The 23945-nt window shown below is 69.3% G+C and carries 24 protein-coding genes; 17 read left to right on the top strand and 7 right to left on the bottom strand.

Annotation, left to right across the window (positions count from 1 at the left end; translation table 11 throughout):
• The first annotated feature begins 24 nt into the window (after positions 1 to 24).
• On the top strand, positions 25 to 411 hold the full coding sequence (locus tag BN10_RS05540; protein ID WP_010850208.1) for an FKBP-type peptidyl-prolyl cis-trans isomerase: 387 nt from the start codon (positions 25 to 27) through the stop codon (positions 409 to 411).
• 3 nt (positions 412 to 414) lie between these two features.
• Here the strand turns inward: BN10_RS05540 and BN10_RS05535 are convergent, their stop codons facing one another.
• Positions 415 to 1548, bottom strand: coding sequence for a DUF3866 family protein (locus BN10_RS05535; protein WP_010850207.1), 1134 nt, complete (start codon positions 1546 to 1548; stop codon positions 415 to 417).
• Between the two features lie 50 nt (positions 1549 to 1598).
• Here BN10_RS05535 and BN10_RS05530 point away from each other — a divergent pair, with 50 nt between their 5' ends.
• The 6 genes from BN10_RS05530 to BN10_RS05505 all read left to right on the top strand — a co-directional run bounded on the left by BN10_RS05530 (position 1599) and on the right by BN10_RS05505 (position 8553).
• Positions 1599 to 2588, top strand: coding sequence for a helix-turn-helix transcriptional regulator (locus tag BN10_RS05530; protein ID WP_010850206.1), 990 nt, complete (start codon positions 1599 to 1601; stop codon positions 2586 to 2588).
• Entirely contained in the window at positions 2588 to 3559 is a 972-nt protein-coding gene (locus tag BN10_RS05525; RefSeq protein WP_010850205.1) for a helix-turn-helix transcriptional regulator, read from the top strand. The genes BN10_RS05530 and BN10_RS05525 overlap by 1 nt, the downstream gene beginning before the upstream one ends.
• 152 nt (positions 3560 to 3711) lie before the next feature.
• Positions 3712 to 3975, top strand: coding sequence for a Sec-independent protein translocase subunit TatA (tatA, locus tag BN10_RS05520; RefSeq protein WP_010850204.1), 264 nt, complete (start codon positions 3712 to 3714; stop codon positions 3973 to 3975).
• Between the two features lie 28 nt (positions 3976 to 4003).
• Entirely contained in the window at positions 4004 to 4816 is an 813-nt protein-coding gene (gene tatC / locus BN10_RS05515) for a twin-arginine translocase subunit TatC (protein WP_010850203.1), read from the top strand.
• 43 nt (positions 4817 to 4859) lie between these two features.
• Positions 4860 to 5750: a diacylglycerol kinase gene (locus BN10_RS05510; protein ID WP_010850202.1), complete on the top strand. Its 891-nt coding sequence runs from the start codon at positions 4860 to 4862 to the stop codon at positions 5748 to 5750.
• Positions 5751 to 5760: 10 nt separating this feature from the next.
• Positions 5761 to 8553: a DEAD/DEAH box helicase gene (locus tag BN10_RS05505; protein WP_010850201.1), complete on the top strand. Its 2793-nt coding sequence runs from the start codon at positions 5761 to 5763 to the stop codon at positions 8551 to 8553.
• 21 nt (positions 8554 to 8574) lie between these two features.
• Here the strand turns inward: BN10_RS05505 and BN10_RS05500 are convergent, their stop codons facing one another.
• The gene (locus BN10_RS05500) at positions 8575 to 9555 is read right to left on the bottom strand and encodes a 5'-3' exonuclease (RefSeq protein WP_010850200.1); all 981 of its coding nucleotides are present in this window, start codon (positions 9553 to 9555) and stop codon (positions 8575 to 8577) included.
• Positions 9556 to 9593: 38 nt separating this feature from the next.
• Between BN10_RS05500 and BN10_RS05495 the strand changes: the two genes are divergently transcribed.
• Positions 9594 to 10016, top strand: a complete 423-nt coding sequence (locus BN10_RS05495; protein ID WP_010850199.1) for an Lrp/AsnC family transcriptional regulator — start codon at positions 9594 to 9596, stop codon at positions 10014 to 10016.
• A 4-nt stretch (positions 10017 to 10020) separates the two neighbouring features.
• Here BN10_RS05495 and ybaK read toward each other — a convergent pair whose 3' ends face one another.
• Both ybaK and BN10_RS05485 read right to left on the bottom strand, forming a co-directional pair.
• Positions 10021 to 10506, bottom strand: a complete 486-nt coding sequence (ybaK, locus tag BN10_RS05490; protein WP_010850198.1) for a Cys-tRNA(Pro) deacylase — start codon at positions 10504 to 10506, stop codon at positions 10021 to 10023.
• A gap of 37 nt (positions 10507 to 10543) precedes the next feature.
• Positions 10544 to 11989: a KamA family radical SAM protein gene (locus BN10_RS05485; RefSeq protein WP_010850197.1), complete on the bottom strand. Its 1446-nt coding sequence runs from the start codon at positions 11987 to 11989 to the stop codon at positions 10544 to 10546.
• Positions 11990 to 12077: 88 nt separating this feature from the next.
• Between BN10_RS05485 and kdd the strand changes: the two genes are divergently transcribed.
• On the top strand, positions 12078 to 13145 hold the full coding sequence (kdd, locus tag BN10_RS05480) for an L-erythro-3,5-diaminohexanoate dehydrogenase (protein WP_010850196.1): 1068 nt from the start codon (positions 12078 to 12080) through the stop codon (positions 13143 to 13145).
• Positions 13146 to 13162: 17 nt separating this feature from the next.
• Here the strand turns inward: kdd and BN10_RS15600 are convergent, their stop codons facing one another.
• On the bottom strand, positions 13163 to 13828 hold the full coding sequence (locus BN10_RS15600; RefSeq protein WP_010850195.1) for a DUF1707 SHOCT-like domain-containing protein: 666 nt from the start codon (positions 13826 to 13828) through the stop codon (positions 13163 to 13165).
• 22 nt (positions 13829 to 13850) lie between these two features.
• On the opposite strand from BN10_RS15600, the gene pta reads away from it, so the two are divergent.
• Positions 13851 to 15920 (top strand): phosphate acetyltransferase, encoded by a 2070-nt coding sequence (gene pta / locus BN10_RS05470; protein WP_010850194.1) that lies wholly within the window; start codon positions 13851 to 13853, stop codon positions 15918 to 15920.
• On the top strand, positions 15917 to 17047 hold the full coding sequence (locus tag BN10_RS05465; protein ID WP_010850193.1) for an acetate/propionate family kinase: 1131 nt from the start codon (positions 15917 to 15919) through the stop codon (positions 17045 to 17047). The genes pta and BN10_RS05465 overlap by 4 nt, the downstream gene beginning before the upstream one ends.
• Positions 17048 to 17075: 28 nt before the next feature.
• Here BN10_RS05465 and BN10_RS16235 read toward each other — a convergent pair whose 3' ends face one another.
• Positions 17076 to 17231 carry a type II toxin-antitoxin system PemK/MazF family toxin gene (locus BN10_RS16235; RefSeq protein WP_010850192.1) on the bottom strand — a complete coding sequence of 52 codons (156 nt, stop codon included), beginning with the start codon at positions 17229 to 17231 and terminating at the stop codon, positions 17076 to 17078.
• Between the two features lie 125 nt (positions 17232 to 17356).
• On the opposite strand from BN10_RS16235, the gene kamD reads away from it, so the two are divergent.
• Genes kamD through BN10_RS05435 form a run of 6 tightly spaced genes read left to right on the top strand, consistent with a single transcriptional unit; the run spans position 17357 to position 23260 of the window.
• Positions 17357 to 19006: a lysine 5,6-aminomutase subunit alpha gene (kamD, locus tag BN10_RS05460; protein WP_010850191.1), complete on the top strand. Its 1650-nt coding sequence runs from the start codon at positions 17357 to 17359 to the stop codon at positions 19004 to 19006.
• Complete coding sequence (gene kamE / locus BN10_RS05455; protein ID WP_010850190.1) at positions 19003 to 19863, top strand: lysine 5,6-aminomutase subunit beta; 861 nt, start codon at positions 19003 to 19005, stop codon at positions 19861 to 19863. Before kamD ends, kamE begins: the two co-directional genes overlap by 4 nt.
• Position 19864: 1 nt before the next feature.
• Positions 19865 to 20260, top strand: a complete 396-nt coding sequence (gene kal / locus BN10_RS05450) for a 3-aminobutyryl-CoA ammonia lyase (RefSeq protein ID WP_010850189.1) — start codon at positions 19865 to 19867, stop codon at positions 20258 to 20260.
• A gap of 14 nt (positions 20261 to 20274) precedes the next feature.
• Complete coding sequence (lnt, locus tag BN10_RS05445) at positions 20275 to 21924, top strand: apolipoprotein N-acyltransferase (protein ID WP_233354271.1); 1650 nt, start codon at positions 20275 to 20277, stop codon at positions 21922 to 21924.
• A gap of 59 nt (positions 21925 to 21983) precedes the next feature.
• Positions 21984 to 22772 carry a polyprenol monophosphomannose synthase gene (locus BN10_RS05440; RefSeq protein ID WP_010850187.1) on the top strand — a complete coding sequence of 263 codons (789 nt, stop codon included), beginning with the start codon at positions 21984 to 21986 and terminating at the stop codon, positions 22770 to 22772.
• A 59-nt stretch (positions 22773 to 22831) separates the two neighbouring features.
• Entirely contained in the window at positions 22832 to 23260 is a 429-nt protein-coding gene (locus BN10_RS05435) for an FxsA family protein (RefSeq protein WP_233354270.1), read from the top strand.
• Between the two features lie 118 nt (positions 23261 to 23378).
• Here the strand turns inward: BN10_RS05435 and BN10_RS05430 are convergent, their stop codons facing one another.
• Complete coding sequence (locus BN10_RS05430) at positions 23379 to 23738, bottom strand: RNA polymerase-binding protein RbpA (protein ID WP_010850185.1); 360 nt, start codon at positions 23736 to 23738, stop codon at positions 23379 to 23381.
• Between the last annotated feature and the right edge of the window lie 207 nt (positions 23739 to 23945).

Below are 23945 nucleotides of genomic sequence, written 5' to 3'. Positions count from 1 at the left end.
CATCCGAGCGACCAAGGAGCAGCCATGCCTTTCGACCCTGACACCACCAAGCCCGAGATCGACTTCCCCGGGGACGCCGCCCCCACCGACCTCGTCATCGAGGACATCTGGGAGGGCGATGGTGACGAGGCGACCCGCGGCAGCACCATCAGTGCCCACTACGTCGGCGTCGCCCACAGCACCGGCGAGGAGTTCGATGCCTCCTGGAACCGTGGCGCTCCGCTCGACTTCCGGCTCGGCATCGGCCAGGTCATCCGCGGCTGGGACGACGGCATTCTCGGCATGAAGGTCGGTGGGCGCCGCAAGTTGGTCATCCCGCCCCACCTGGGCTACGGCGATCGAGGGGCGGGCGCGGCGATCAAGCCCGGCGAGACCTTGATCTTCGTCGTCGACCTGGTGTCGGTGCGCTGACGCCTACTCAGGCGTGCCGGGGGCGCAGGACCGGATGCTCGCAGCCCATCGACCAGCGATCGCTGACGCGATGAAGGCCTCCGGGTCGGCGTCGAGCCCGCGTCCCATGGTCGACAGGCCCACTGGAACCGCTTCGAGGGCCTGCCGCAGGCCGGCCGCCTCGACCGCCACCGGTCTCAGAGGTGCGGTCGCGTCGGCAGCCAGGGCATGGACCTGCTCCGCCACGAGTTCCTGCGCGACGTTCGTCGGGGTCGCGTAGGGGAGGGTGGCGGGGGCCAGGCAGACCCGCCCGTAGGCGGTTCGGCTGTGGTGCGAGAGGCCTCGGTGCCGCCCGCGGGCGTCGCCGAAGGACACCCGCACGGCACCGATCCCGGTGCCGCCCAGAGTCCAGGCGGCATTGAGGGCCTCTCCGGCGGCAACCCCGGAGAAGCCCCAGGGTGTGCCGGTGCCGACGTTGCCCGGCCCCTGGGTCACGACGACGATGTCGGCGGCGAGCACTCGTCGAGCCGCGACCAGGGCGCTGTGGAGCGTCACCGCCTCGTGCTCCCCACCGAAGGCCTGGCCGACGGTGATCGTCGAGGTCAGCCAGCCGGCGTCGATGAGGCCGGCCACCGACCGGGAGAACGCCATGGGGAGCGCACCCCCATCGGTCATGACGTAGACGACACGCAGGTCCGGCGCTTCGGCCCGGATCCCGGCGAGGATCGCGGGGAGCGCCGAGTGGAGATCGGCCACGACGACCGGCATGCTCCCGAGTGAGCCCGCGGCGGCGACAGCGTCACTCAGAGCGTCGTGGTGGGGAGAGTCCTGCTCGTCGATGGCGAGGAACATCTGCTGCTGGGGCGTGTAGCGCGCCTTGACGATGTGGCCCGGCCCATCGACATCAGGGGGGAGCCGATCGGGGACGGCGACGACGAGCGCCAGCCCGCCGGTGCCCAGGCCCTTGACGAGGGCACTGACGTTGAGCAGCACCGTGTCGCCGGGACAGGGTTCACCGACCATTGCCAGATAGGCCAGGGCGCGCACCTCACTCGGCAGTCCGGCGGGGTCCTCGGTGGCCAGCCGCACGGCATACTCCACTGCTCCGGACCACCGACGGACCTCTCGCAGGACCTCGGCCCGACGCCACGACATCACCCAGCGAGCGTAACCAAGACCGGCCCGGTGGCTGGCGTATCGTGCCCGCCATGAGTGCCACGAACAGCCCGGCCGCCAAGACCGAGCGGCTGCTCAACCTGGTGCTGGTGCTGCTCTACACGCGGCGCCCACTCACCAAGGCACAGATCCGCCGGACCATCGAGGCGTATGCCGCGGCGCCTTCGGCCGAGGCCTTCGACCGAACCTTCGAGCGTGACAAGGACGAACTGCGCGAACTGGGAATTCCGCTCGTCACAGAGGTCGTGTCGGCCGGATGGGACGACGAGCAGGGCTATCGGATCGACCAGCGCGAGTACGCCCTGCCCGACATCGCCTTCGAACGCGACGAGCTCACCGTGTTGGGTCTGGCAGCGCGCGCCTGGGCTCAGGCCTCGCTCGGCGGGGCCGCGACCCAGGCTCTGCGCAAACTGCGTGCCACGGATGTCGAGCGCGACGAGGAGTCGCTCATCGGCATCGAGCCGCGCCTGCGCACCGCTGAGCCGTCCTTCGACGCCTTCAAGGACGCGGTCATCGCGCGGGCACCGGTTTCCTTCGACTATCGGCGAGCGGACTCGGACGAGACGACGACCCGTCGGCTCGAACCGTGGCGCGTAGTGCTCTGGCACGGTCGCTGGTATGTCACCGGCCGAGATCTCGACCGGGATGCGCCGCGGGTCTTCCGACTCTCGCGAATCTCCGGCGAGGTCACGCGGATCGGGACGCCGGGGAGTTACGACATCCCGGCCGACCATGATCCGCACGTGCTCGTGAGCGGCTCGACCTCGGTGGCCGAACCGAGCCCCGCGGTCCTGCGGGTGCGCGTCGGGCGTGGGCACTACCTGCGCCGGCAGGCCCGAACTGTGGGGGAGATCGACGACGACTTCTCCCTGATCGACGTCGACCACCGCGACCTCGACGAGTTCGCCACCGACATCGCCAGCCACGGCGCCGACGTGCGGGTCGAGCAGCCGGTCGACCTGCAACGTGCGGTCGTGGCCCGTCTCCGGGCCACCTTGGCCGCGCACGAAGGGAGACCGTGATGGCGGGCGCGAAGCAGCCGGTCGAGACAGCCCAGGCCCGGCTGGCCCGTCTGCTCACCATGGTGCCGTGGTTGGTCAACCGGCAGGGCATCGACGTCGAGGAGGCGGCTCGCGGCCTGGGCATCTCGGTGCCGCAACTCGAGAGCGACCTCAACCTGCTCTTCGTCTGCGGTTACGGGAACATGCCAGACGAACTCATCGATGCGAGCTGGGAGGGCGGCAAGGTCTTCCTGAGCAATGCCGAGACGATCGCCAAACCGCTGCGGCTCGGGCTCGACGAAGCGGTCTCGCTGATGGTGGGGCTGCAGGCCCTGCTGTCGCTGCCGGGGCTCCACGAGCGGGACGCGGCGCAGCGGGCCCTGGCCAAGCTCGAGGCGGCCGCAGGATCCTTCGGGCAGGCGGCGGCCTCGGTCACGGTGCAGGCCGCGGACCCGGTCGACGAGGACCTGGTCGGTCGCGCGCGCGCAGCGGTGGAGGCAGGGCGCAGGGTGCGCCTGGAGTACCTCGTGCCAGGGCGGGACGAGTCCACCGAGCGCGATGTCGACCCCCTGCGGGTGATTTCGATGGACGGCCGGATCTACCTCGAAGGGTGGTGTCATCGCGCCGAGGCGATGCGGATGTTCCGCCTGGACCGGATCGAGGCCCTCGAGGTGCTCGACGTCGCGGCCACGCCGCCACCGGCAGCCACATTGCGCGACCTCGCTGGCGGGATCTTCCAACCCGGACCGGACGACGAGGTCGTCACGCTGCGGCTCGATAGGGTCGCCCGGTGGATCGTGGACTACTACCCCGTCGAGGCGGTGCGGGATCTCGGTGACGGGATGACAGAGGTCGACCTGCGCACTGCCGACACGCAGTGGCTGGTGCGCCTGATGCTGCGCCTGGCCGGGCACGCCGTCGTCACGGCGCCGGAATCCTTGCGCGGCGAGGTCGCCGCGGCTGCGCGAGCTGCGCTCGCGGCATACGCCTAGAGCCGCCTGCCCCTCCTTGCGTCCGCGATTTCCGTTGTCATGGCGACGGAAGCCTCGGACCCATGGGGACGGGACAGGATCGGCACAGGCGCGCCCGTCTACACTGGACCGGCAGTCAGACCAAGCGTCACCCGAAGGGACACCGACCACCAATGGGCGCACTCAAGCCATGGCACATCATCATCATCGTGGTGGCCTTCCTCCTGCTCTTCGGATTCAAGCGCCTCCCGGATGCAGCGCGCAGCCTGGGCCGCTCGATGCGGATCTTCAAGTCCGAGGTGGACGAGATGAAGGCCGAGCACGAGCAGAGCAAAGCCAGCCGGGCCACCGTCGAGGGCGAGAAGATCGAGCGTGCTGCCGACGATGCCACAGACACCGTCAACCCGGTGACCGAGCGCAACGACCGCTCCGCCTGACCTCCGATTCGTTCGCGAACTCTGTCCCATGGCCCTGCCGCGCCGTCGTCCGCGTGACCCCGAAGGTCGGATGCCGCTCGGGGAGCACCTGCGTGAGTTGCGGCAACGGATCGTCAAGTCCGGCATCACCCTGCTGATCGCCACTGCCTTCGGCTGGTTCGTCTATGACCCGGTGATCGAGGATCTGCTCAAGCCCTACAAGGACTACGAGGCCGCCCACCCCGACAAGGTCGTGACGACGGCATACAGCGGCCTGACCTCGGCCTTCTCGCAACATCTGAGCATCGCGATCTTCCTGGGCGTGCTCATCTCGAGCCCGGTGTGGCTCTACCAGATCTGGGCGTTCATCGTCCCCGGGCTGACGAAGAAGGAGAAGCGCATCTCGCTGTCCTTCATCGCAGCCGCGGTCCCGCTCTTCCTGGCCGGGTGCGCCATGGCGCGCGTGTCGCTGCCCTATGTCGTCAAGGTCCTGCTGGACTTCTCGCTCAACGATGTGTCCAACATCCAGCAACTCTCCGACTACATGAGTTTCGTCGTCCGCTTCATCCTGGCCTTCGGCTTCGCCTTCCTCCTGCCGGTCTTCATCATCGCGCTCAATCTCATCGGCGTCCTGCCCTTCGAGCGCCTCGCCAAGGGATGGCGGATCTCGGTCTTCGCGATCCTCGTCTTCAGCGCGATCATGATGCCGACCCCGGACCCCTTCACCATGTTCCTGCTGGCCGGGCCCCTCATCGTGCTGTTCTTCGCGGCGCTCGGTTTCACCAAGGTGCTGGACAAGCGGCGCTCGAGGAGCCGACCTGAGTGGCTCGAGACCGACGACGAGGCCGCCAGCGCCATCTGATGTCTGTGGGTCCGCGCGTGGCCAAGGGCGATAGCCTCCCCCCGTGACACTGCGCATCGGGATGGTCATCAATCCCACCTCGGGCAAGAACACCGGCGGTCGCATCGGCACCGAGGCGGCAACGCTGCTGAGGGCTCGCGGCCACGAGATCGTCGACCTCTCGGGAATGGATGCCGACAGCGCCAAGGGGCAGGCACGTGAGGCCTTGGCTCAGGGGCGGATCGACCGGCTCGTCGTGTCCGGCGGTGACGGCATGGTCCACCTCGGCCTCAACCTGTGCGCCCAGACCGATGTGCCCCTGGGCATCATCGCGGCCGGTACCGGCAACGACATCGCGCGCGAGCTCGGGTTGCCGGTGCGGAACGCGATCGAGGCGGTCGAGCGGATCGAGCGGGGCACCGCCCGCCGGGTGGACCTGGCCCGGTCGGTCATCGGTGACGGCTCGACGATCTGGTTCGGGGGCGTCCTCGCGGCCGGCTTCGACGCCGTCGTCAACGAGCGGGCCAACGGCTGGCGCTGGCCCAAGGGCCAGATGCGCTACAACCTGGCCATCCTGCGTGAGCTGCCGGTCTTCCGGGCGATCCCCTACGTCCTCACCCTGGACGGGGAGCGAATCGAGACCGAGGCGATGCTGGTCGCGGTCGGCAACGGACCGGCCTACGGCGGGGGGATGAAGGTGGTCCCGGGCGCGAAGTTCGACGACGGGCTGCTCGACGTCCTGGTCCTCTCCAGGATCTCGACGCCCGAGTTCCTGCGGGTCTTCCCCAAGGTCTTCAGCGGCGCGCATGTCGACCACCCGGCCGTGACGACCCACCGCGCGCACCGGGTCCACCTCGAGGCGACCGGCATCGTCGGGTATGCCGACGGCGAGCGGTTCGCGCCCCTGCCGCTGAGCTGCGAGGTCGTCCCCGGTGCGCTCACCGTCCTGACGTAGGTTTGGCCCCATGACCGGGCCGCTGCTGCGTGACTTCGCCGCCGAGCAGGGCTTCCCTCTCGATGACTTCCAGGTCGAGGCCTGCCTCGCCGTCGAGGGGGGGCAGGGAGTGCTCGTCGCCGCTCCCACCGGGGCCGGTAAGACGATCGTCGGTGAGTTCGCCGTCCATGCCGCCCTCGCGACCGGCCGCAAGGCGTTCTACACCACCCCGATCAAGGCGCTGTCCAACCAGAAGTACCACGACCTCGTCGCCCGCCACGGAGCCGACAACGTCGGGCTGCTCACCGGGGACACCTCCATCCGTGGTGAGGCCCCCGTTGTCGTCATGACGACCGAGGTACTCCGCAACATGCTGTATGCCGGGTCGCGGACTCTCGAGGGCCTCAGCCACGTCGTCATGGACGAGGTTCACTACCTCGCCGACCGCTTCCGGGGCGGGGTGTGGGAGGAGGTCATCATCCTGCTGCCCGAGTCCGTCCAGGTGGTGTCGCTGTCGGCGACGGTGAGCAATGCCGAGGAGTTCGGCGACTGGCTCACCGAGGTGCGCGGCAACACCGCCGTGATCGTCTCCGAGCACCGGCCCGTGCCGCTCTGGCAGCACATGCTCGTCGGGCAGACGATGTTCGACCTCTTCGCCGGAGTGGACGACGCCAACATTCTCGGGTCACGCGAGCGTCGCAGCACCGGCGTGGCGCGGATCAATCCCGAACTGCTGGAGGCGATTCGGCGCCAGGAGCGATCCGGGGCCTTCATGGACGAGCCGCGGCGCGGACGCGGCGGGGGAGGGACGCGCGCGAGGGGGGGCCGCGGCATACCGGAGAAGCGGGGTGGACCCGACCAGCGACGAGGCGGCCGCCCCGGCGGCGGGGCCACCCGCGCCGAGGTGGTCCTCGAGCTCGACCAGGACGGCCTGCTGCCCGCCATCACCTTCATCTTCAGCCGTGCCGGGTGCGAGGGGGCGGTCGCGCAACTGCTGAGCGCCGGAGTCAAGCTGATCCCGGAGGCCGAGGGACACCGCATCCGGCGGCTGGTCGAGCAGCGCGTCGGTCACCTCACCGATGCCGAGTTGGGCGTCCTGGGCTATTGGGACTTCGTCGACGGCCTGTCGCGTGGCTTCGCGGCACACCACGCCGGGATGCTGCCGCTCTTCCGGGAGATCGTCGAGGAACTCTTCACCGAGGGGAGGATCCGCTCGGTCTACGCGACGGAGACCCTCGCCCTCGGCATCAACATGCCGGCGCGCACGGTGGTGCTCGAGAAGCTGGTGAAGTTCAACGGCGAGGCCCATGTCGAGGTGACGCCGGCCGAGTACACCCAGCTCACCGGGCGGGCCGGGAGGCGCGGCATCGACATCGAGGGGCACGCAGTCGTCCAGTGGTCACGGGGGCTCGACCCGATGGCGGTCGGCGGGTTGGCGTCGACCCGCACCTATCCGCTGCGCTCGAGTTTTCGGCCGACCTACAACATGGCGGTCAACCTGGTCGCCCGCGTTGGGCGCCACACGGCGCGCGAGATCCTCGAGACGTCCTTTGCGCAGTTCCAGGCCGATCGCGGCGTCGTCGGCCTGGCGACGAGCGTGCGCCGCAACGAGGAGGCGCTCGAGGGCTATGCCGAGTCGATGACGTGTCACCTCGGTGACTTCCGGGAGTATGCCGAATTGCGGCGTGCCCTCGCCGACGCCGAGAAGGATGGCGCGCGGCAACGCGCCGCGAGTCGCCGGGCCGAGGCGGCCCTGTCGATGGAGGACCTGCGCATCGGCGATGTCTTCCGGATCGGCTCCGGCCGGCGCTCCGGGTGGGCCGTCGTCGTCACCCCCGCGCGCTCCCACAAGGGGGAGTGGTCAGGACCGACCGTCGTCACCGAGGACAAGCACCTGCACAAGGTGACCCTCAACGACGTCCCCGCCCCGGTCGCCGCAGTGGCCCGCGTCAAGGTGCCCAGCCACTTCAACGCCAAGAACCCCAAGGCGCGCCGTGACCTCGCGACCTCGCTGCGCATCGCTCTCCCGCACGGTGAGCCGTATGCCGCGCGGCAAGCGCGCGAAGCCGGTGCCGGTGCCGAAACGACGGGGGAGCGCAGCGCCCGCGTGGACGACCTGCGCCGCCGGCTCAAGGCGCACCCGTGCCACCAGTGTCCCGAACGCGAGGACCATGCCCGCTGGGCGGAGCGATGGTGGCGACTGAAGCGGGAGACGGTCGGCCTGCAGCGCAAGGTCGAGGGCCGCACCAACACCGTGGCCAGGACCTTCGACCGGATCTGCGCGGCTCTCGCCCAGATCGGCTATCTGAGCGCTGACGGCGAGTCCGTGACCGCCGACGGGGAGCGGCTGCGACGGCTCTACAGCGAGAAGGACCTGCTGGCGGCCCTCTGCCTGCGTGAGAACGTGTGGAAGCGTCTCGATGCCCCGGGCCTGGCGGCCTGCGTCTCGGCCCTGGTGCACGAGCCCCGTGGCGAGGGCACAGACGTGTCACCTCGGATGCCGACCGACGAGGTGGCTGCAGCCGTGACGCACATGCAGCGGTTGTGGAGCGACGTGGAGGGCCTGGAGACCGAGCACGGACTCACGCCGACCGGCGCCCCGGATGGCGGAATCGCGTGGGCGATGCACCGCTGGGCCAGTGGTCGCGATCTCGACCAGGTGCTTCGTGGAAGTGACCTCACCGCCGGTGACTTCGTGCGCCGCTGCAAACAGGTCGTCGACCTGCTCGGGCAGGTCGCCGATGCCGCCGACGACGCCGAAGTCCGCCGCACGGCACGCAAGGCGATGGACGCGATCCTGCGCGGCGTCGTCGCGACCGACTGAGGCCTGCGGCGGCGGCGCGCCTCAGCCCAGGCCGAGCGCGGACAGCAGGCGGTTGATCGGTGACGTCAGGCCGTAGGTGGACGCCAGTTCGCTGAGCAGGCGCGTGTCGGCCACCGTGGTGGGCAGCCTCAGGTCGGTGTCGGGCAGGGGTGCGTCGGGCGCCACCCGCACGACCGTGGGAGCGACATCGAGGTAGTCGGCAGCCGCCTCCAGATTGGTCCTCCGCGCCCCCTTGAGGCGAGCATCACCATTGTCGACAGCAGCCCGGATCGCTGCGAGAGAACCGAATTCAGAGATGAGTTGGGCCGCGGTCTTGTCGCCGATCCCCTTGACGCCGGGTAGTCCGTCACTGGTGTCGCCGCGCAGGATCGACATCTCGAGATACCCCTCACCGTGCGCCACGGCATACTTCTCGCGCAGCATCGCCTCGGTGCCGATATCGGGCTCGCGGACACCGCCCTTGCCGGTGTAGAGCACCCGCACCGGGGCGGCGTCGTCGACCAGTTGCAGCATGTCGCGGTCGCCGGAGACGACGTCGATGGGAAGGCGGCCCTTGTGCCTGGCCACCAGGGAGCCGATGACGTCATCCGCCTCGTACCCGTCAACGCCGATCCGAGCGATCCCGAAGGCGGTCAGAGCGTCGACGATGAGCGGCACCTGCGGTCCCAGATCGTCGGGGACCTCCTCGGCGAGGCCTCCGGTCGCGGGATGCTCCTGATCGGGTTCCTCCCCGGCAGGGACGGCGTCCGACACGCCGGCCACCCGATGGGCCTTGTAGCTCGGGATCAGGTCGACCCTCCACTGCGGGCGCCAGTCGTTGTCCCAGCAGGCGACGAGTTCGGTGGGATGGTGGGCATTGATCAGCGTGGCGAGCATGTCGATGAAGCCACGGACCGCATTCGTGGGGTGCTCGGTCGGGCTCTCCCGTTGGTCCGGAACTCCGTAGAAGGCCCGGAAATAGAGCGAGGCGGAATCCAACAGCAGCAGGCGTTCCCCGGACATGCGAGCACCCTATCCACGTCGCCAACTAGGGTGAGCGTGTGGAACAGACCGACCGGCGCATCGTGGACCTGCTGAGGGCCGATGGGCGGATGAGTTTCACGGACCTGGGCAAGCAACTCGGCCTGTCGACCTCGGCCGTGCACCAGCGAGTTCGGCGCCTCGAGGAGCGTGGCGTCCTCGCGGGGTATGCCGCGCGCGTGGATCACGTCGCGCTGGGCAATGCGCTGACGGCCTTCATGTCGATCACCCCGCTGGACCCCGCCGCGCCCGACGACGTCCCGGACCGGCTGCGCGGCATACCTGAGATCGAGGAGTGCCACTCGGTCGCCGGCGACATGAGCTACGTCCTCAAGGTGCGCGTCGCCTCTCCGGCCGCTCTCGAGGAGCTGATCGCCAAGGTGCGCGCGGCGGCGAATGTGTCCACGCGCACGACGATCGTCCTGTCCACCCCCTGGGAGTGACCGGTCACCTGGCGACGTCGGCGAGGACCGCCTGGGTGATCGCGAGCAGATCCGTGGGGGAGAGACCGATGTCGAAGCCCCGTCGGCCACCGGAGACGTAGACCCGGTCGTGCAGGACTGCGGTCTCGTCGAGCACGGTTCGCAGAGGGCGCTTCTGGCCGATCGGTGAGATGCCACCCACGACATAGCCCGACGACCGCTGGGCGGCTCGCGGGTCGGCCATCTCGGCCTTCTTGACACCCAGGGCGTGCGCGATGGCCTTGAGGTCGAGGGTGCAATTGACCGGCACGATCCCGACGGCGAGCTCCTGACCGGTGTCGACGAGCAAGGTCTTGAAGACCTGGTCGGGCGGGAGCCCGAGAACCTCGGCGGCCTCCAGGCCGAAGGACCGCGCCGAGGGGTCGTGATCGTAGGCATGGGTCGTGAAGGGCACGCCCGCCCGGGTGAGGACGACGGTGGCAGGGGTCCCCGCCGAGTCCTTGCGCGACATGGGAACCAACCCTATGCCGCCCGTGTTGAGACCGCCGTCAGGCGTGGATCCTCACCGAGGCATGTCGACTGGCGCCGGCCTCCTCGAAGGCTGCGGCGTGCAGGGCGTCCATGTCGGTGTTCTTGCGCCACCAGTCCTGGCCGAGCTGCGACAAGGTGTAGATCGGGTCGTAGTAGACATACTCCCGCGAGAGCGCTTGCTCGTCCCCGGCCTCGATCGAGGTGCGATAGTGCTTGCGCCAGAACGACATTCCCTTGTCGCGGTCGTAGGACTCAACTTGGTGCACCCAACGCTTGCCGACGAACGGCACATCGCAGACGATGCGCGGTGTCGCAAACCCGGGCAGGTAGCCCATGATCGCGTGCTGCAACTCCTGGGCCTCGCGAAGCGACAGGCGCCAGTGCTCCGAGAAGGGGATCATGTCGCACATGTAGAAGTAGTAAGGCGTGATCATCGCCTCGTCCTGCAGGGCGAAACAGAGGTCGAGGAGTTGCTCGGGCGTGTCGTTGACGCCACGCATGAGGACGCCCTGATTGCGGACATTCCGGAGCCCGGCATCGAGCATCGCGACGGCTGCCTTGGCGACGAGAGGGGTCACCGACTGCACATTGTTGACGTGCGTGTGGATCGCCACCGACACCCCGCGGGAGCGCGCCTTGGCCGAGACCCGGGCGACGCCTTCGACGACGTCGGGCTGGAGCCAGTGCTGGGGCAACCCCATGAGCGCCTTGGTCGCGAGCCGGATGTCGCGGATGGTGTCGACCTCGAGCAGCTTGTCGAGGAAGCCCTCGAGGTTCTTCCACGGCATGTTGGCGACGTCGCCGCCGGAGACGACGACATCGCGCACACCCGGGGTGCGCTGGAGGTAGTCGAGCATCGCGGCATACCGGTCGACCGGCTTGCCCGCGAGCTTGAGTTTGGCGACCTGGGGCGTGGAGTTGCCCACGAGGTCCATCCGCGTGCAGTGCCCGCAGTACTGCGGACAGGTCGGCAGCATCTCGGCCAACACCTTGGTCGGATAGCGGTGCGTCAGCCCCTCGACCGCCCACATGTCGTGCTCGTGGAGGCTGTCGCGCGTGGCGAAGGGGTGCGAGGGCCAATCGGACCGGCGGTCGGAGAAGACCGGGATCATGTAGCGGCGGACCGGGTCCGCAAGGAAGGCCTCGGTGAAGTCGTGGCCGGCGGCCGGCATACCGTCGTCGGTCGCGGGGACCATGGTGTTCATCATCTGCGGCGGGATGAGCATCGACATCGTCGCGCGCTCGGCCTGGTCCCGCTCGAGGTCCTCGTAGAAGGACTCGGTGAGCAGGTCGCCCATCAGCTCTCGCAGTTGCTTGACATTCTTGACGCAGTTGACCCGCTGCCACTGCACGTCCTCCCATTGCGCCGCGGTGACGTCGCGGTAGCCCGGGAGGCGGGTCCAGTCCGGCTCGACGAGGGTGCGTCGCCGATAGACATAGGGCTGTTCGAGGTCTGTCGCCATACGTGGCAGGATACGCAAGAGATCGTGCAATCACCTAGTTGGACCGCAAATCCTTCGGTGTCGTGTCGAGTCCGAGGAGTTTCTTCCCATGGATACCCGTCAACCCACCACCCCGTCGTCACCGGTCGGCGTCCACCGAGTCCTCGAGCCCGTCGGGTCGAGCCTGCCGCAGGCGGCGCGGCGCCTCGACACCCGCCCGCAGGTGTGGCCCGACGAGGTGCGCATCGACATCGAGACCCTCAATCTCGACGCCGCCTCCTTCCGGCAACTCCACGACAAGCATGCCGGCGACGGGGCAGCCATCCGCGACGAGGTCCTCGAGATCATCGCGAGCCGCGGCAAGATGCAGAACCCCGTGACCTGGTCGGGCGGCATGCTCATCGGGACCGTTGCGGACGTCGGCCCGGAGTCGACGCTGGGCCTCCAGGTGGGGGATCGGGTGGCCACCTTGGTCTCGCTCTCGCTCACGCCCCTCGCGATCACCGACGGCCTCGAGCGCTGGGACGGCAGCTCCGAGCGCATCCCCGCGACGGGTCACGCGATCCTCTTCGGGCGCACCATCGCCGCGAAACTCCCCGACGACCTGAGTCCCGAACTCGCCCTCATGGTGATGGACGTGTGTGGGGCTCCCGCGCTCGTCTCCCGCGTGGTCACCTCGTATGCCGCGCGCGGCTTCGCGCCGACGGTGGCCGTCCTCGGCAGTGCCGGCAAGTCGGGCTCCTTGTCGCTGGCCGCTGCCCGCCAATCCGGTGCCGGGCGGACGATCGGCGTCGTGCCCTTCAAGGCCGAGGCAGACCTGTTGACCGACTCCGGGCTCGCCGACCAGGTCGTCATCGCTGACGCGCGCTCCCCGCTCGGGCTGAGCGAAGCGGTGGCGGCAGCCGGTGGACCTGCGGATGTCACCGTCGTCTGCGTCGACGTGCCGGGGTGCGAGCAACCGGCGATCCTGTCCACCGCTGAGGGTGGCACGGTCATCTTCTTCTCGATGGCCACGAACTTCGCCGCTGCCGCACTCGGCGCCGAGGGCCTGGCAGCGGACGTCACCATGCTCGTCGGCAACGGCTACGTGCCCGGTCACGCCGCGTTGGCGCTCGACCTGATCCGTTCCGACGGTGCCGTGCGACGACTCTTCGAGGCCCGCCTGGCGGCAGGCTGACCCGGGCGCGTGCGGCGTCAGTTCTTGCCGGTGAAGGTCCGCTCGAACCAGTTGGCGTGCCGGATGACGACCGAGCCCAGGCCCGCCTGGCCGTGCAAGAAGATGGTCGGGCAGTCACTCGCCGGTGTCGGGGCGACCTTGACCTTGACATCGCCGACGCCCTTCTTGAGCCGCTCGGCATTGGCCGCCCAACCCTCGGGGAGCACGAGCACCACGCTGCCCGCCCCGATGCCGACCTCGATGTCGATCACCGCGGTCTCGGCGTGGGCTCGGCGGCAGTCCAGACGGATGGACCCGACACGGGGGAGCACACGCAGATAGGGCGGCAACACCCACACCCCCGCGCGCTTGTCACTGGCCATGCCGCCCCCGAGCACCAGTCGGTCGTCGGCGCGATGACCCGCCGGGACCGGCAACGCGGGCTGCGACGCGGAGGTGCGGGCCGGCGGGCTGGCCGTGGCGCGCTCGGAGTTGGGCCACAACAGGTCGGTGTCCCTCGTCGGACGCAGGCCCTCGAGCACGTCGTCGAGTTGGCCGACGAGCAGCACCTCCCGGACTCGACGGGAGCGCTCGTCCAGCGCGGTGGGCGTGAGGCGCCCGTCCTCTGCGGCACGGCGAAGCACGGTCAGGGCGCGCTGCCGATCCGCCTCGGTGATCAGCCGTGCCGGATCGTCGGTTGTCATGCGACGAGGATAGGTTGGCCTCGTGGTCGAGAGCATCTATTTGGCCGCCACCGAGGCGGCATCGGGCAAGTCGGCAGTGGCCTTGGCCCTGCTCGAACATCTCGGTCGGCGAGTGGGACGTGTCCTGCCCTTCCGACCCATCGTGCCGGCCGTCGGCGAGGACGCCCTCCTCGACGTGCTCCGCGCCCGTCTCGGCCCCGAATCCCCGCCGACGGAGGACCTGTGTGGCGTGTCCTATGAGGAGGTGCACGCCGACCTCGACGCGGCGATGAGCGACATCGTCGACCGCTTCCATGCGGTCGCCGATCGTTGCGATCTCGTCCTGGTCATCGGCTCCGACTTCAGCGACATCGCGACCCCCACCGAGTTCTCGGTCAACGCCCGGATCGCCGCCAACCTCGGCGCGCGCATGGTGCTCGTGCTGCCGACGGGGGAGCGGCCCGCCTCGGGCGCAGCCGCGGCCGTGGATGCCGCCCTGGCCGCGGCGGCCGAGAACCACGCAACGGTGAGCGGCGTGGTCGTCAACCAGGTCGCACCCACCGATGTCGACCGGTATGCCGCGGCCGTCGCCGAGCGGGTCGGTCCCGTCCCCGTCGTCGCGCTCCCGGACGTGCCACTGCTGCGCGCGCCGACCATGCAGGACCTCGCCGAGGCCTGTGATGCGGTGTTCGTGCATGGCGACCCCGACCTGCTCGATCGCGAGTGCCTGGGCATCGTCGTCGCCGCGATGACTCTTCCCCACGTCCTCGACCGGCTCATCGAGGACGGCGTCGTGGTCGTGCCGGCCGACCGGGAGGAGATCGTCATCGGTGCGCTGCTGGCACACCGCTCCAAGACCTTCCCGACGCTGACCGGGATCATCCTCAACGGCGGGTTCCCCCTCTCCCCCCAGGTCGATCGCCTGATCGACGGCATCGACGTGGCACTGCCGATCGTCGCCTGCGAGACCGGCACCATGCAGACGGCGCGCGCGCTCAGTCGGGCGGCCGGTCGGATCGGTCCGGACTCGACGCGCAAGATCGACACGGCCATCCAGGTGCTCGGGAACCGCCTGGCCACGTCGTCGGTCCTGGCCGCGCTGGAGCTCCCGACGCGGCCCGGGGTCGTGACCCCCCTGATGTTCGAGCACCAGTTGGTCGACGATGCCCGGGCGGCCAAGGCACGGATCGTCCTGCCCGAAGGCGCCGAGCCGCGGATCCTCGAAGCGGCCCGTCAGGTCCGCGAGCGCGGGATCGCCGAGCTCGTCCTCCTCGGTGACCGGTCGGCGATCGAACAGGCCAACCGGCGGGTCGGCCTCGACCTGGGCGAGGTCACCGTCATCGATCCCGCGAACTCGCCGCTGCGGCTGGCCTTCGCCCAGGAATATGCCCGGCTGCGCGCTCACAAGGGTGTCACCGTCGAGATGGCCGCCGACGCCGTCGTCGACCCCTCCTACTTCGGCACCCTCATGGTCCATGGCGGCCACGCCGACGGCATGGTGTCCGGATCGATCACGACGACGGCCGCGACCGTGCGGCCGGCACTCGAGGTCGTGCGCACCGCACCGGGGGTGTCCATCGTCTCCAGCGTCTTCCTCATGTGCCTGGCCGACCGGGTGCTCGTCTATGGGGACTGCGCCATCAATCCGGACCCGAACGCCGACCAACTCGCTGACATCGCGATCTCCTCGGCCCAGACCGCCGCCCAGTTCGGCATCGAACCCCGCGTGGCCATGCTGTCCTACTCGACCGGCGGATCCGGGTCAGGCGCCGACGTCGAGAAGGTCCGTGAGGCCACTGCACTGGTTCGTGAACGTGCACCCGAACTCCTCATCGAGGGACCGATCCAGTACGACGCGGCCGTCGATCCGCACGTCGCCGCGACCAAGCTCAAGGACAGCCCGGTCGCCGGCCGGGCCACGGTGCTCGTCTTCCCCGACCTCAACACGGGCAACAACACCTACAAAGCCGTGCAGCGCAGCGCCCGCGCGGTCGCCATCGGGCCGGTGCTTCAGGGCCTGGGCAAGCCGGTCAACGACCTGTCGCGGGGGGCCCTGGTCCGGGACATCGTCAACACCATTGCCATCACGGCCGTCCAGGCAGGTGCCCAATGACCTCCCTCGTGCTGGTGATCAACGCCGGTTCGTCGTCGCTGAAGTTCCAGCTCATCGACGTGTCCTCCCGGGCCACCCTCGTCAAGGGCCTCATCGAGCGTGTCACGGACCATGGTGCCGCGCTGACGGAGGCGCTGCGGCGGATCGGCGCCGACGGTCACGACCTCGACGGACTCGTCGCCGTGGGCCACCGAGTCGTCCACGGCGGCGCGAGTTTCAGCGACCCAGCGGTCATCACCGCCGAGGTCCGGGCCGAGGTGGAGCGACTGGTTCCCCTTGCCCCCCTGCACAACCCGGCGGGGTTGCTCGGCATCGACGCCGCCCTCGCGGCCTTCCCGGACGTGCCGCACGTCGCGGTCTTCGACACCGCCTTCCACCAGAGCATGCCGCCCGCGGCCCACACGTATGCCGTGCCCGCCGCGTGGCGTGAGGAGTTGCGGGTCCGTCGCTATGGCTTCCACGGCACGTCGATCGGCTACGTCTCGCGGCGCGCCGCTGCGCTCCTGGGTCGCCCGGTGGACGTGACCGACCTGGTCGTTCTCCACCTGGGCAACGGGTGCAGCGCCGCCGCCGTGCACGCCGGCCGGTCGGTCGACACCTCGATGGGCATGACACCACTCGAAGGACTCGTGATGGGCACGCGAAGCGGGGACGTCGATCCCGCGCTCGGGGCCTACCTGGAGCGGGTCGCGGGACTGGACGCCGCGGCATACGACACGGCGTTGAACAAGGCGAGCGGACTGCTCGGCCTCGCCGGGGCCTCCGACTTCCGGGAGATCCTCGACCGACGGGCCGCCGGTGACCCCGACGCGTCGTTGGCCTTCGACGTCGTGGTGCACCGGTTGGTCAAGTACGTCGGGGCGTATGCCGCCGAGCTCGGTCGCGTCGATGCCCTCGTCTTCACGGGGGGAATCGGTGAGCATGCGGCGCCGTTGCGCGCGGCCCTGATCGAGCGGCTGACCCTGCTCGGTATGGTCCTGGATGCGTCTGCGAACGAGGCGGGCGCAGGGGAGCGGAGCATCACCTCGCGCGAGAGCCGGATCCCGGCCCTGGTCATTCCCACGAACGAGGAGTTGGAGATCGCTCTCCAATCGGTGCGCGTGGTCAGCGGCGAGATCGGCGAGTGACCCGCCGCCCGACCGGAATCGACCTCACTCACTCCAGGGCCGGCACCAGTCGCAGGGCCTGCTCGACCGGGACGATGGACAAGGGCAGGTCGTCGGACTGGACGATCACCGCGTGGCGACGACCCCGTTGCTCGTGGCCCCGGGCGCCACGGGGTGACGGCAACTCTAGGATGTCGCCACGCACGGCGTGACTCGAGGCTGCTCCGGTGGAACAACCGCGGCCATTGGAAACAAGGCCGAAGGACGGGAGGATTTGCGGTCACGGCGCTGATGGGCCGCAAGTCCTTGCGTGACTGATAGATTCTGGGCGTGACTCCTCGTGTGCCGCGCCGTCTCGAACTCGACCCCGTCACCGTCCGGCGGGCCCGCACGCTGGCTCGCCGAGCGGGGAAACCGGTCGTTGACCTTGCCCGGGCCCACACGACCGTCTCGGTGGAGCGGGCCACCTTGCGGATGGCCGGCCTGACCGGCGCTGACCATGAGAACGTCCCGTGGGTCAACCACCTGGTCGACGCCGTCCGCGAGCAGGTCGGCCTGGAGCATGGCGTGACCACCCCGATCTGGGATGCCCTGATCTCCGGTGCAGCGCCCGACCTGCTCACGCTCGCGCAGAAGGCGAGCAGTGGGGGAGTGACCTTCCGACTCCCCGAGAAGGCGCACCGGACGCGGGCCCGCCGCGCGGCGCGGACGGCCGTGGGCCGCGGCATACGCACCATCGACAAGCAGCGCGCGACACGGGAGCGGCTGATCACCCGCCACGGCGACCCGAAGCAGAAGCCGTGGATCTACCTCATCGTGGCCACGGGCGACATCCGCGAGGACATCCCGCAGGCCCAGGAGGCGGCCCGGGAGGGTGCCGACATCATTGCCGTCATCCGGTCGACCGGGCAGAGCCTGCTCGACTTCGTCCCCGAGGGTGAGACCCACGAGGGGTATGCCGGGACGTATGCCACTCAGGAGAACTTCCGGCTGATGCGGGCCGCCCTCGACGAGAGCAGCAAGGAACTCGGTCGCTACATCCGCCTGACCAACTACGCCTCCGGCCTGTGCATGCCCGAGATCGCCACCCTGGCCGGACTCGAGCGGCTCGACATGATGCTCAACGACTCGATGTACGGAATCCTCTTCCGCGACATCAACCCGATCAGGACCTTTGTCGACCAGCGGTTCTCGCGCCAGGTCCACGCGCGGGCGGGGATCATCATCAACACCGGCGAGGACAACTACCTGACCACGGCCGACGCCGTCGAGGCCGCCCACACGGTGACCGTCAGCCAGCTCCTCAACGAGTACTTCGCCAAGGAGGCGGGGCTGCAGGACTGGCAGCTCGGGCTCGGTCACGCCTTCGAGATCGATCCGTCGATCCCGGATTCCTTCCGCCTCGAACTCGCCCATGCCCTGTTGGCCCGGCAACTCTTTCCCGAGGCGCCACTGAAGTGGATGCCACCGACCAAGCACATGACGGGCGACGTCTTCCGGGGCCATCTGCTCGACGGCTTCTTCAACCTCGCCGGCGCGATGACCGGGCAGGGCATCCTGCTCGTGGGCATGATGACCGAAGCCGTCGTCACCCCGTGGCTCTCGGACCGCGACCTCGCTCTGCAGAACGTCCGGTACGTGCTCAATGCCGCGGGTGGACTCACCGAGGACTTCCACCCGCCACGTGACGGCTTCATCCAGACCCGCGCCCGACAGGTGCTCGACGAGGCCGTCGCCCTGCTCGATGAGATCGCAACCGGTAGCGGTGGCGCGGACACGGCATACCCCCAGCCGCTGTTGGCTGCCATCGCCGATGGCACCTTCGGCGCGATGAAGCGACCCCCGACCAAGGGCAAGGGCCTGGACGGCGTGGCACGCAAGGCCGACGACTACGACAACCCCGCGATCGACCTGCTGGAGACGGTGGATCCGCCGCGCAGCGCGGCGGGGCGACGACGCGAGGAAGGAGCAACCCGATGACCCCCCGCACGGAGGCCCAGGAGGCCCGCAACACGACCCGTCACCACATCGGTGAGCGCCGGATCGAGGACGCCCTGCCCGGGGAGGCGAGTCTGCAAGAGCCGAGCCCGCTGGTGCGGCCCTACGGCGACACGACGGGCGACGGGATGGTGCAACTGTCCTTCACCCTCCCGTTGCCGCACGACAAGAGGGCCGAGGGCGCGGCACTGCAACTGGCGAGCAAGATGGGGATGAGCGCCCCACTGTTGGTGCACGCCAAGGCCATTGGACCGAAGTTCACCTTCTTCGTCGTCTACGGGCCGGTCACCCACCTCGTCGACGTCCGCGCTGTCGAGGTGGCCGAGCGTGAATTCGACCTGCTGTCCTCCAAGGAGGTCAACACCGCGGTCAAGAAGCACCTGCGCCGCAAGTTGGTCGTCGTCGGCGCCTGCATCGGCACCGACGCCCACACCGTCGGCATCGACGCCATCCTCAACATCAAGGGATTTGCGGGGGAGAAAGGGCTGGAGTACTACCGCGAACTCGACGTCCACAACCTCGGCGCCCAAGTGCTCGTCCCCGAGCTCGTCAACACCGCCCGGGAACTCAAGGCCGACGCCGTCCTCGTCAGCCAGGTCGTGACCCAGCGCGACGCCCACATCCACAACACCACGGCCATGTCGGCGGCCTTCCGCGAGGCCTTCCCCGCGGGCAAGGTGCCGCTGCTGGTCGTCGGTGGCCCCCGCTTCGAGGAGGGATCGGCCGGCGCTCTGGGTGTCGACCGCATCTTCGGTCGTGGCACCACGCCCGGTGAGGTGGCCAGCTATCTCGTCCACGCCCTCGTCACCCCGCCCACCACGCAGCGCAAGGGAGCCTGAGATGTCACGCGAGGACCTCGTCGGGACCACCGTCACCCACCGCCGGTACGTGCCCTACTCGCACGCCCATTACGCCGGCAACCTCGTCGACGGCGCCTACTCCCTGGCCGCCTTCGGCGACGTCGCCACGGAGGTGTGCATTCGTACCGACGGCGACGAGGGGCTCTTCGCGTCCTACTCCGACGTCCAGTTCAGGGCTCCCGTCCGCGCCGGCGACTGCCTGGAGATCGAAGCCCGGATCGTCCGCGCTGGGAACCGCTCTCGGGAGATGGAATTCGAGGTGCGCGTCATCGCGCGCGGAAACCCGGAGCGCTCCGAGTCGGCCGCTGACGTGGTGGACCCACCGATCGTGGCCACGACCGCTCGTGGCGTTGTCGTGGTGCCCTCAGCCGAGTGACCTAACGTGTGCGGGTGCCTTCGCTGATCCGGTATGCCGCGCGCCCCCTCGGCGCCGTCGCCGGCGGCGTGGCGGTGTGGCTGAGTTTCCCGACCCATGACCTCTGGTGGCTGGCTCCGGTCGGGGTGGCCTTGCTGGCCGCTGTGACGTGGCGCCGCGGTTTCCGCGCCGGTTTCGGCCTCGGGATGCTCGCGGGCTGGGGCTACTTCATCCCCACCCTGTCGTGGTCCGGAACCTATGTCGGGGCCCTGCCGTGGCTTGCTCTGGCCACCTTGCAAGCGCTCTATGTCGCGGTCATGAGCGCCCTCGTCGGGTGGGCATCCAGGCGGCTGCTCGCCGGAACCGAAAACTCACAATCGTGCAGTTTCGGGCGAGGGGGAAGGGGAGGCGGCCCCGTTGGTGCGTGGGCGGCATACCTGCTCGTCCCGCTCGGCTGGGTGGCGCAGGAGATGGCCCGCTCGACAACGCCGTGGGGCGGTTTCCCGTGGGCGCGGTTGGCCTTCGGGCAAGCCAACGGCCCGCTGCTGCCGCTGGCCCGCTGGGGCGGTGCTCCCGGAGTCACCTTCGTCACCGCCCTGCTGGGAATGCTGCTGCTCGTCGGAGCCCTCGCGCTGACCCGACGACGCCGGGTGACGGTTGCCGCCGCCGCCGTCGGGGTCATGCTGCTCCTGCAGCTTCCGCGCGCTGCGGTGCCGCCGGAGGTGCAGTACGCCGTGTCGGTCAGCGAACGCATCGGGCTGATCCAGGGCAATGTGCCCAAGGCGGGGCTGGACTTCAACGCCGAGCGGCGAGCCGTCCTCGACAACCACGTCCGGGGAACGGAGACATTCGCGGCGCAGGCGCGCCAGAACGGCTGGAAGGACCTGAGCCTCGTCGTCTGGCCGGAGAACTCCTCCGACATCGACCCCTTCCGCAACACGGACGCTGCCGCCCAGATCCAACGCGCCGTCGACGCGGTCGACGTGCCGCTCGTCGTCGGCGCGGTGCTGGCCGAGCCCGTCGACCACAACAGCAATGTCTCGCTGCTCTATCGGCCCGGGGGAGGGGAGCCGGAGCGCTACACCAAATTGCACCCGGTGCCCTTCGCCGAATACATCCCTTATCGCGACTTCTTCTCCCGCTTCAGCCCGGCGGCGGAGTTGGCCGGCAATTTCGTCGCCGGTGACGAGATCGGCGTCTTCGAGGTGCAGGGGAGCGCGCCGGGACGGGGGACCGCCACCGACAAGGCGTATGCCGTGCTGCCGACGATCTGCTTCGAGGTCGCCTATGACGGGCTGATCCGGGACAGCGTGGCGGCGGCCGGCTCGACCCCGAGCGTCCTGCTCGTCCAGACCAACAATGCGACCTTCGGCTTCAGCGCCGAGTCCGAGCAGCAGTTCGCCATCTCGCGACTGCGGGCCGTCGAGCACGGGCGGCACGTCGTGCACGTGTCCACGGTCGGGGTGTCCGGGTTCATCGACGATCGCGGGCGGGTGACCGGCAAGACCGGCCTGTTCACGGCGGAGCAGCGAGCGGGCCTGGTGCAGCCGATGGCCCAGAGCAGCCTGGCCGACCGGCTGGGCTCTTGGCCCGAGCGTGGCGCCGTGCTCGGCTTCGTCGTCCTGCTCGGCCTGGCCCTCAACAGCCGGGCGATCCGGAAACGCGCGACGCAGCCCGCGCGTTAGGGTTTGGCGAAGGCTGCACAACACCTGAGTCGTCGTTCAAAAGCACCCGAGGACCTTTCTTGCCCGAGACCCCCCGACCGGCCCTGACCCGCGTCGCCGTCCTGATCCCGACCTACAACGAGGCCGAGAATCTCGCCGGCGTGGTCGAACGTGTCCGGTCCGTCACCCCCGAGGTCGACGTCGTCGTGCTCGACGACAACTCACCCGACGGCACCGGCGAGATCGCCGATCGCCTCGCCGCGGCCGACGAGCAGGTCCACGTCCTGCACCGACCGGGCAAGGCCGGTCTGGGCGCGGCCTACCTCGACGGCTTCCAGTGGGCGATCGATCGGGGCTATGACGCCGTCGTGGAGATGGATGCTGATGGTTCCCACCAGCCCGAACACCTCCCCGCGATGCTCGCCGCCGCTGCCGACGCGGACCTGGTCATCGGATCGCGCTGGGTGCGCGGTGGCGCCATCGAGAACTGGCCCTTGCACCGCAAGGCTCTCTCGGTCGGTGGCAATGTCTACACCAAGGTACTGCTGGGCATGCCCGTCCATGACGCGACGGCCGGTTACCGGGTCTATCGCACCGCAGCCCTCCAGGAGATCGGGCTGGCCGATGTGGCCTCGCAGGGCTACTGCTTCCAGGTGGACCTGACCTGGCGTGCAGTGCGCAAGGGCCTGACCGTCGTCGAGGTCCCGATCACCTTCGTGGAGCGCGAGATCGGGCACTCCAAGATGAGTCGCGACATCATGACCGAGTCGTTGCGACGCATCACGACCTGGGGTGTGGGGCACCGCTTCCGCCAGGCTCGCAGCGCCGTCGCTGCGGCCCGACCGCAGGAGAAGTGGCACACCCTGTGAGCCCCGCGTCCACACCGTATGCTGCGGGCCCGCGTCGTCGTCCGCGGATCCTGCGGTGGGTGCTCCTCGCGCTCCTGATCGTGCCGGTCGTCGAGGTCGCGGCCATCATCGGGGTCGGCAAGGTCATCGGTGGCTGGCCGACCCTGCTCCTGCTCGTCGCCTTGTCCATCGCTGGTGCCTGGCTGCTCCGGCGCGAAGGCACACGGACCTGGCGGGCACTCAGCGAGGCTCTGCGGACAGGCCAGATGCCTTCGCGCGAGATCGCCGACGGCGCCCTCGTGCTCGTCGGCGGGACGCTGCTGTTGTTACCCGGCTTCCTCACCGACGTCGTGGGATTCCTCCTCGTCCTGCCGGTGACGCGGCCCCTCTTCCGGGGCCTGCTGGCCGCAGCCGTCGCCAAGCGACTGCTGGGCGACGCGGTGTCGACGGCCGGGCGTTCCGACCGCCCGTCCGGCCCGACCGTCATCGAGGGCGAGGTCGTCGACTGACGAAGGGGTGCGCGGTTCGCAGAATCCGCACTATTGGTGAGTTTCGGACTCGGCCCAAAAACAGAGGTATGCCGCGCGCCCGGGTGGGCACGCGGCATACGCACAGTGTGGGGGAGGGTCAGGCGGACTTCTTCTTGCCCGGCTTGATCCCGCGCGACTCGCGCAGCAGGGTCAGGCGCTCCTCGAGCAACTCCTCGAGCTCGGGGATCGAGCGACGCTCGAGCAGCATGTCCCAGTGGGTCCGGGCCGGCTTCACGGCCTTCGCCTCGACCTCGACGCCGTCCTTGAGCTTGGCGTCGGCGCCGCAGCGGCACTCCCACGTCGGCGGGATCTCGGCCTCGACCGAGAACGGCAACTCGATGACATGCCCGTTCGGGCAGAGGTAGGTCGTGATCTGGCGCTCGGAGGGGACGACGTTCTCGTCGGTCTCCATGCTGAGGGCGCCGAGACGGCTCCCGCGAAGGCTGCGCTCTGCCATGGGTGTCTCCCATCGAAGTGGTTGATGTGCGCAGGTGTACCCACGCGACGATCAGTGGTGTGAACGCATGGCAGGGACACGGTGTTCCCGTGTCGTCGGAGCTGGGTTGCGCTGCCATGCGCTCGCGCTCGGACGTGACCCCAAACGCGCTGAATACTTCATTGTGGCAGAAGAGCGGTCACGGGCACCAATCCGCTGTGAGGGCGT

Source organism: Phycicoccus elongatus Lp2 (genome assembly GCF_000367525.1).
GTDB classification, from domain to species: domain Bacteria; phylum Actinomycetota; class Actinomycetes; order Actinomycetales; family Dermatophilaceae; genus Phycicoccus_A; species Phycicoccus_A elongatus.
The sequence above is the reverse complement of the archived record's forward strand: the minus strand, read 5'-3'. Positions and strand labels throughout refer to the sequence as shown.

Bases quoted from the DNA above. Each gene is read 5' to 3' on its own strand.
- BN10_RS05540 (WP_010850208.1), top strand. From the start codon at position 25: ATGCCTTTCGACCCTGACACCACCAAGCCCGAGATCGACTTCCCCGGG.
- BN10_RS05530 (WP_010850206.1), top strand. From the start codon at position 1,599: ATGAGTGCCACGAACAGCCCGGCCGCCAAGACCGAGCGGCTGCTCAAC.
- BN10_RS05525 (WP_010850205.1), top strand. From the start codon at position 2,588: ATGGCGGGCGCGAAGCAGCCGGTCGAGACAGCCCAGGCCCGGCTGGCC.
- tatA (WP_010850204.1), top strand. From the start codon at position 3,712: ATGGGCGCACTCAAGCCATGGCACATCATCATCATCGTGGTGGCCTTC.
- tatC (WP_010850203.1), top strand. From the start codon at position 4,004: ATGGCCCTGCCGCGCCGTCGTCCGCGTGACCCCGAAGGTCGGATGCCG.
- BN10_RS05505 (WP_010850201.1), top strand. From the start codon at position 5,761: ATGACCGGGCCGCTGCTGCGTGACTTCGCCGCCGAGCAGGGCTTCCCT.
- BN10_RS05500 (WP_010850200.1), bottom strand. From the start codon at position 9,555: ATGTCCGGGGAACGCCTGCTGCTGTTGGATTCCGCCTCGCTCTATTTC.
- ybaK (WP_010850198.1), bottom strand. From the start codon at position 10,506: ATGTCGCGCAAGGACTCGGCGGGGACCCCTGCCACCGTCGTCCTCACC.
- BN10_RS05485 (WP_010850197.1), bottom strand. From the start codon at position 11,989: ATGGCGACAGACCTCGAACAGCCCTATGTCTATCGGCGACGCACCCTC.
- kdd (WP_010850196.1), top strand. From the start codon at position 12,078: ATGGATACCCGTCAACCCACCACCCCGTCGTCACCGGTCGGCGTCCAC.
- BN10_RS15600 (WP_010850195.1), bottom strand. From the start codon at position 13,828: ATGACAACCGACGATCCGGCACGGCTGATCACCGAGGCGGATCGGCAG.
- BN10_RS05465 (WP_010850193.1), top strand. From the start codon at position 15,917: ATGACCTCCCTCGTGCTGGTGATCAACGCCGGTTCGTCGTCGCTGAAG.
- kamE (WP_010850190.1), top strand. From the start codon at position 19,003: ATGACCCCCCGCACGGAGGCCCAGGAGGCCCGCAACACGACCCGTCAC.
- kal (WP_010850189.1), top strand. From the start codon at position 19,865: ATGTCACGCGAGGACCTCGTCGGGACCACCGTCACCCACCGCCGGTAC.
- BN10_RS05430 (WP_010850185.1), bottom strand. From the start codon at position 23,738: ATGGCAGAGCGCAGCCTTCGCGGGAGCCGTCTCGGCGCCCTCAGCATG.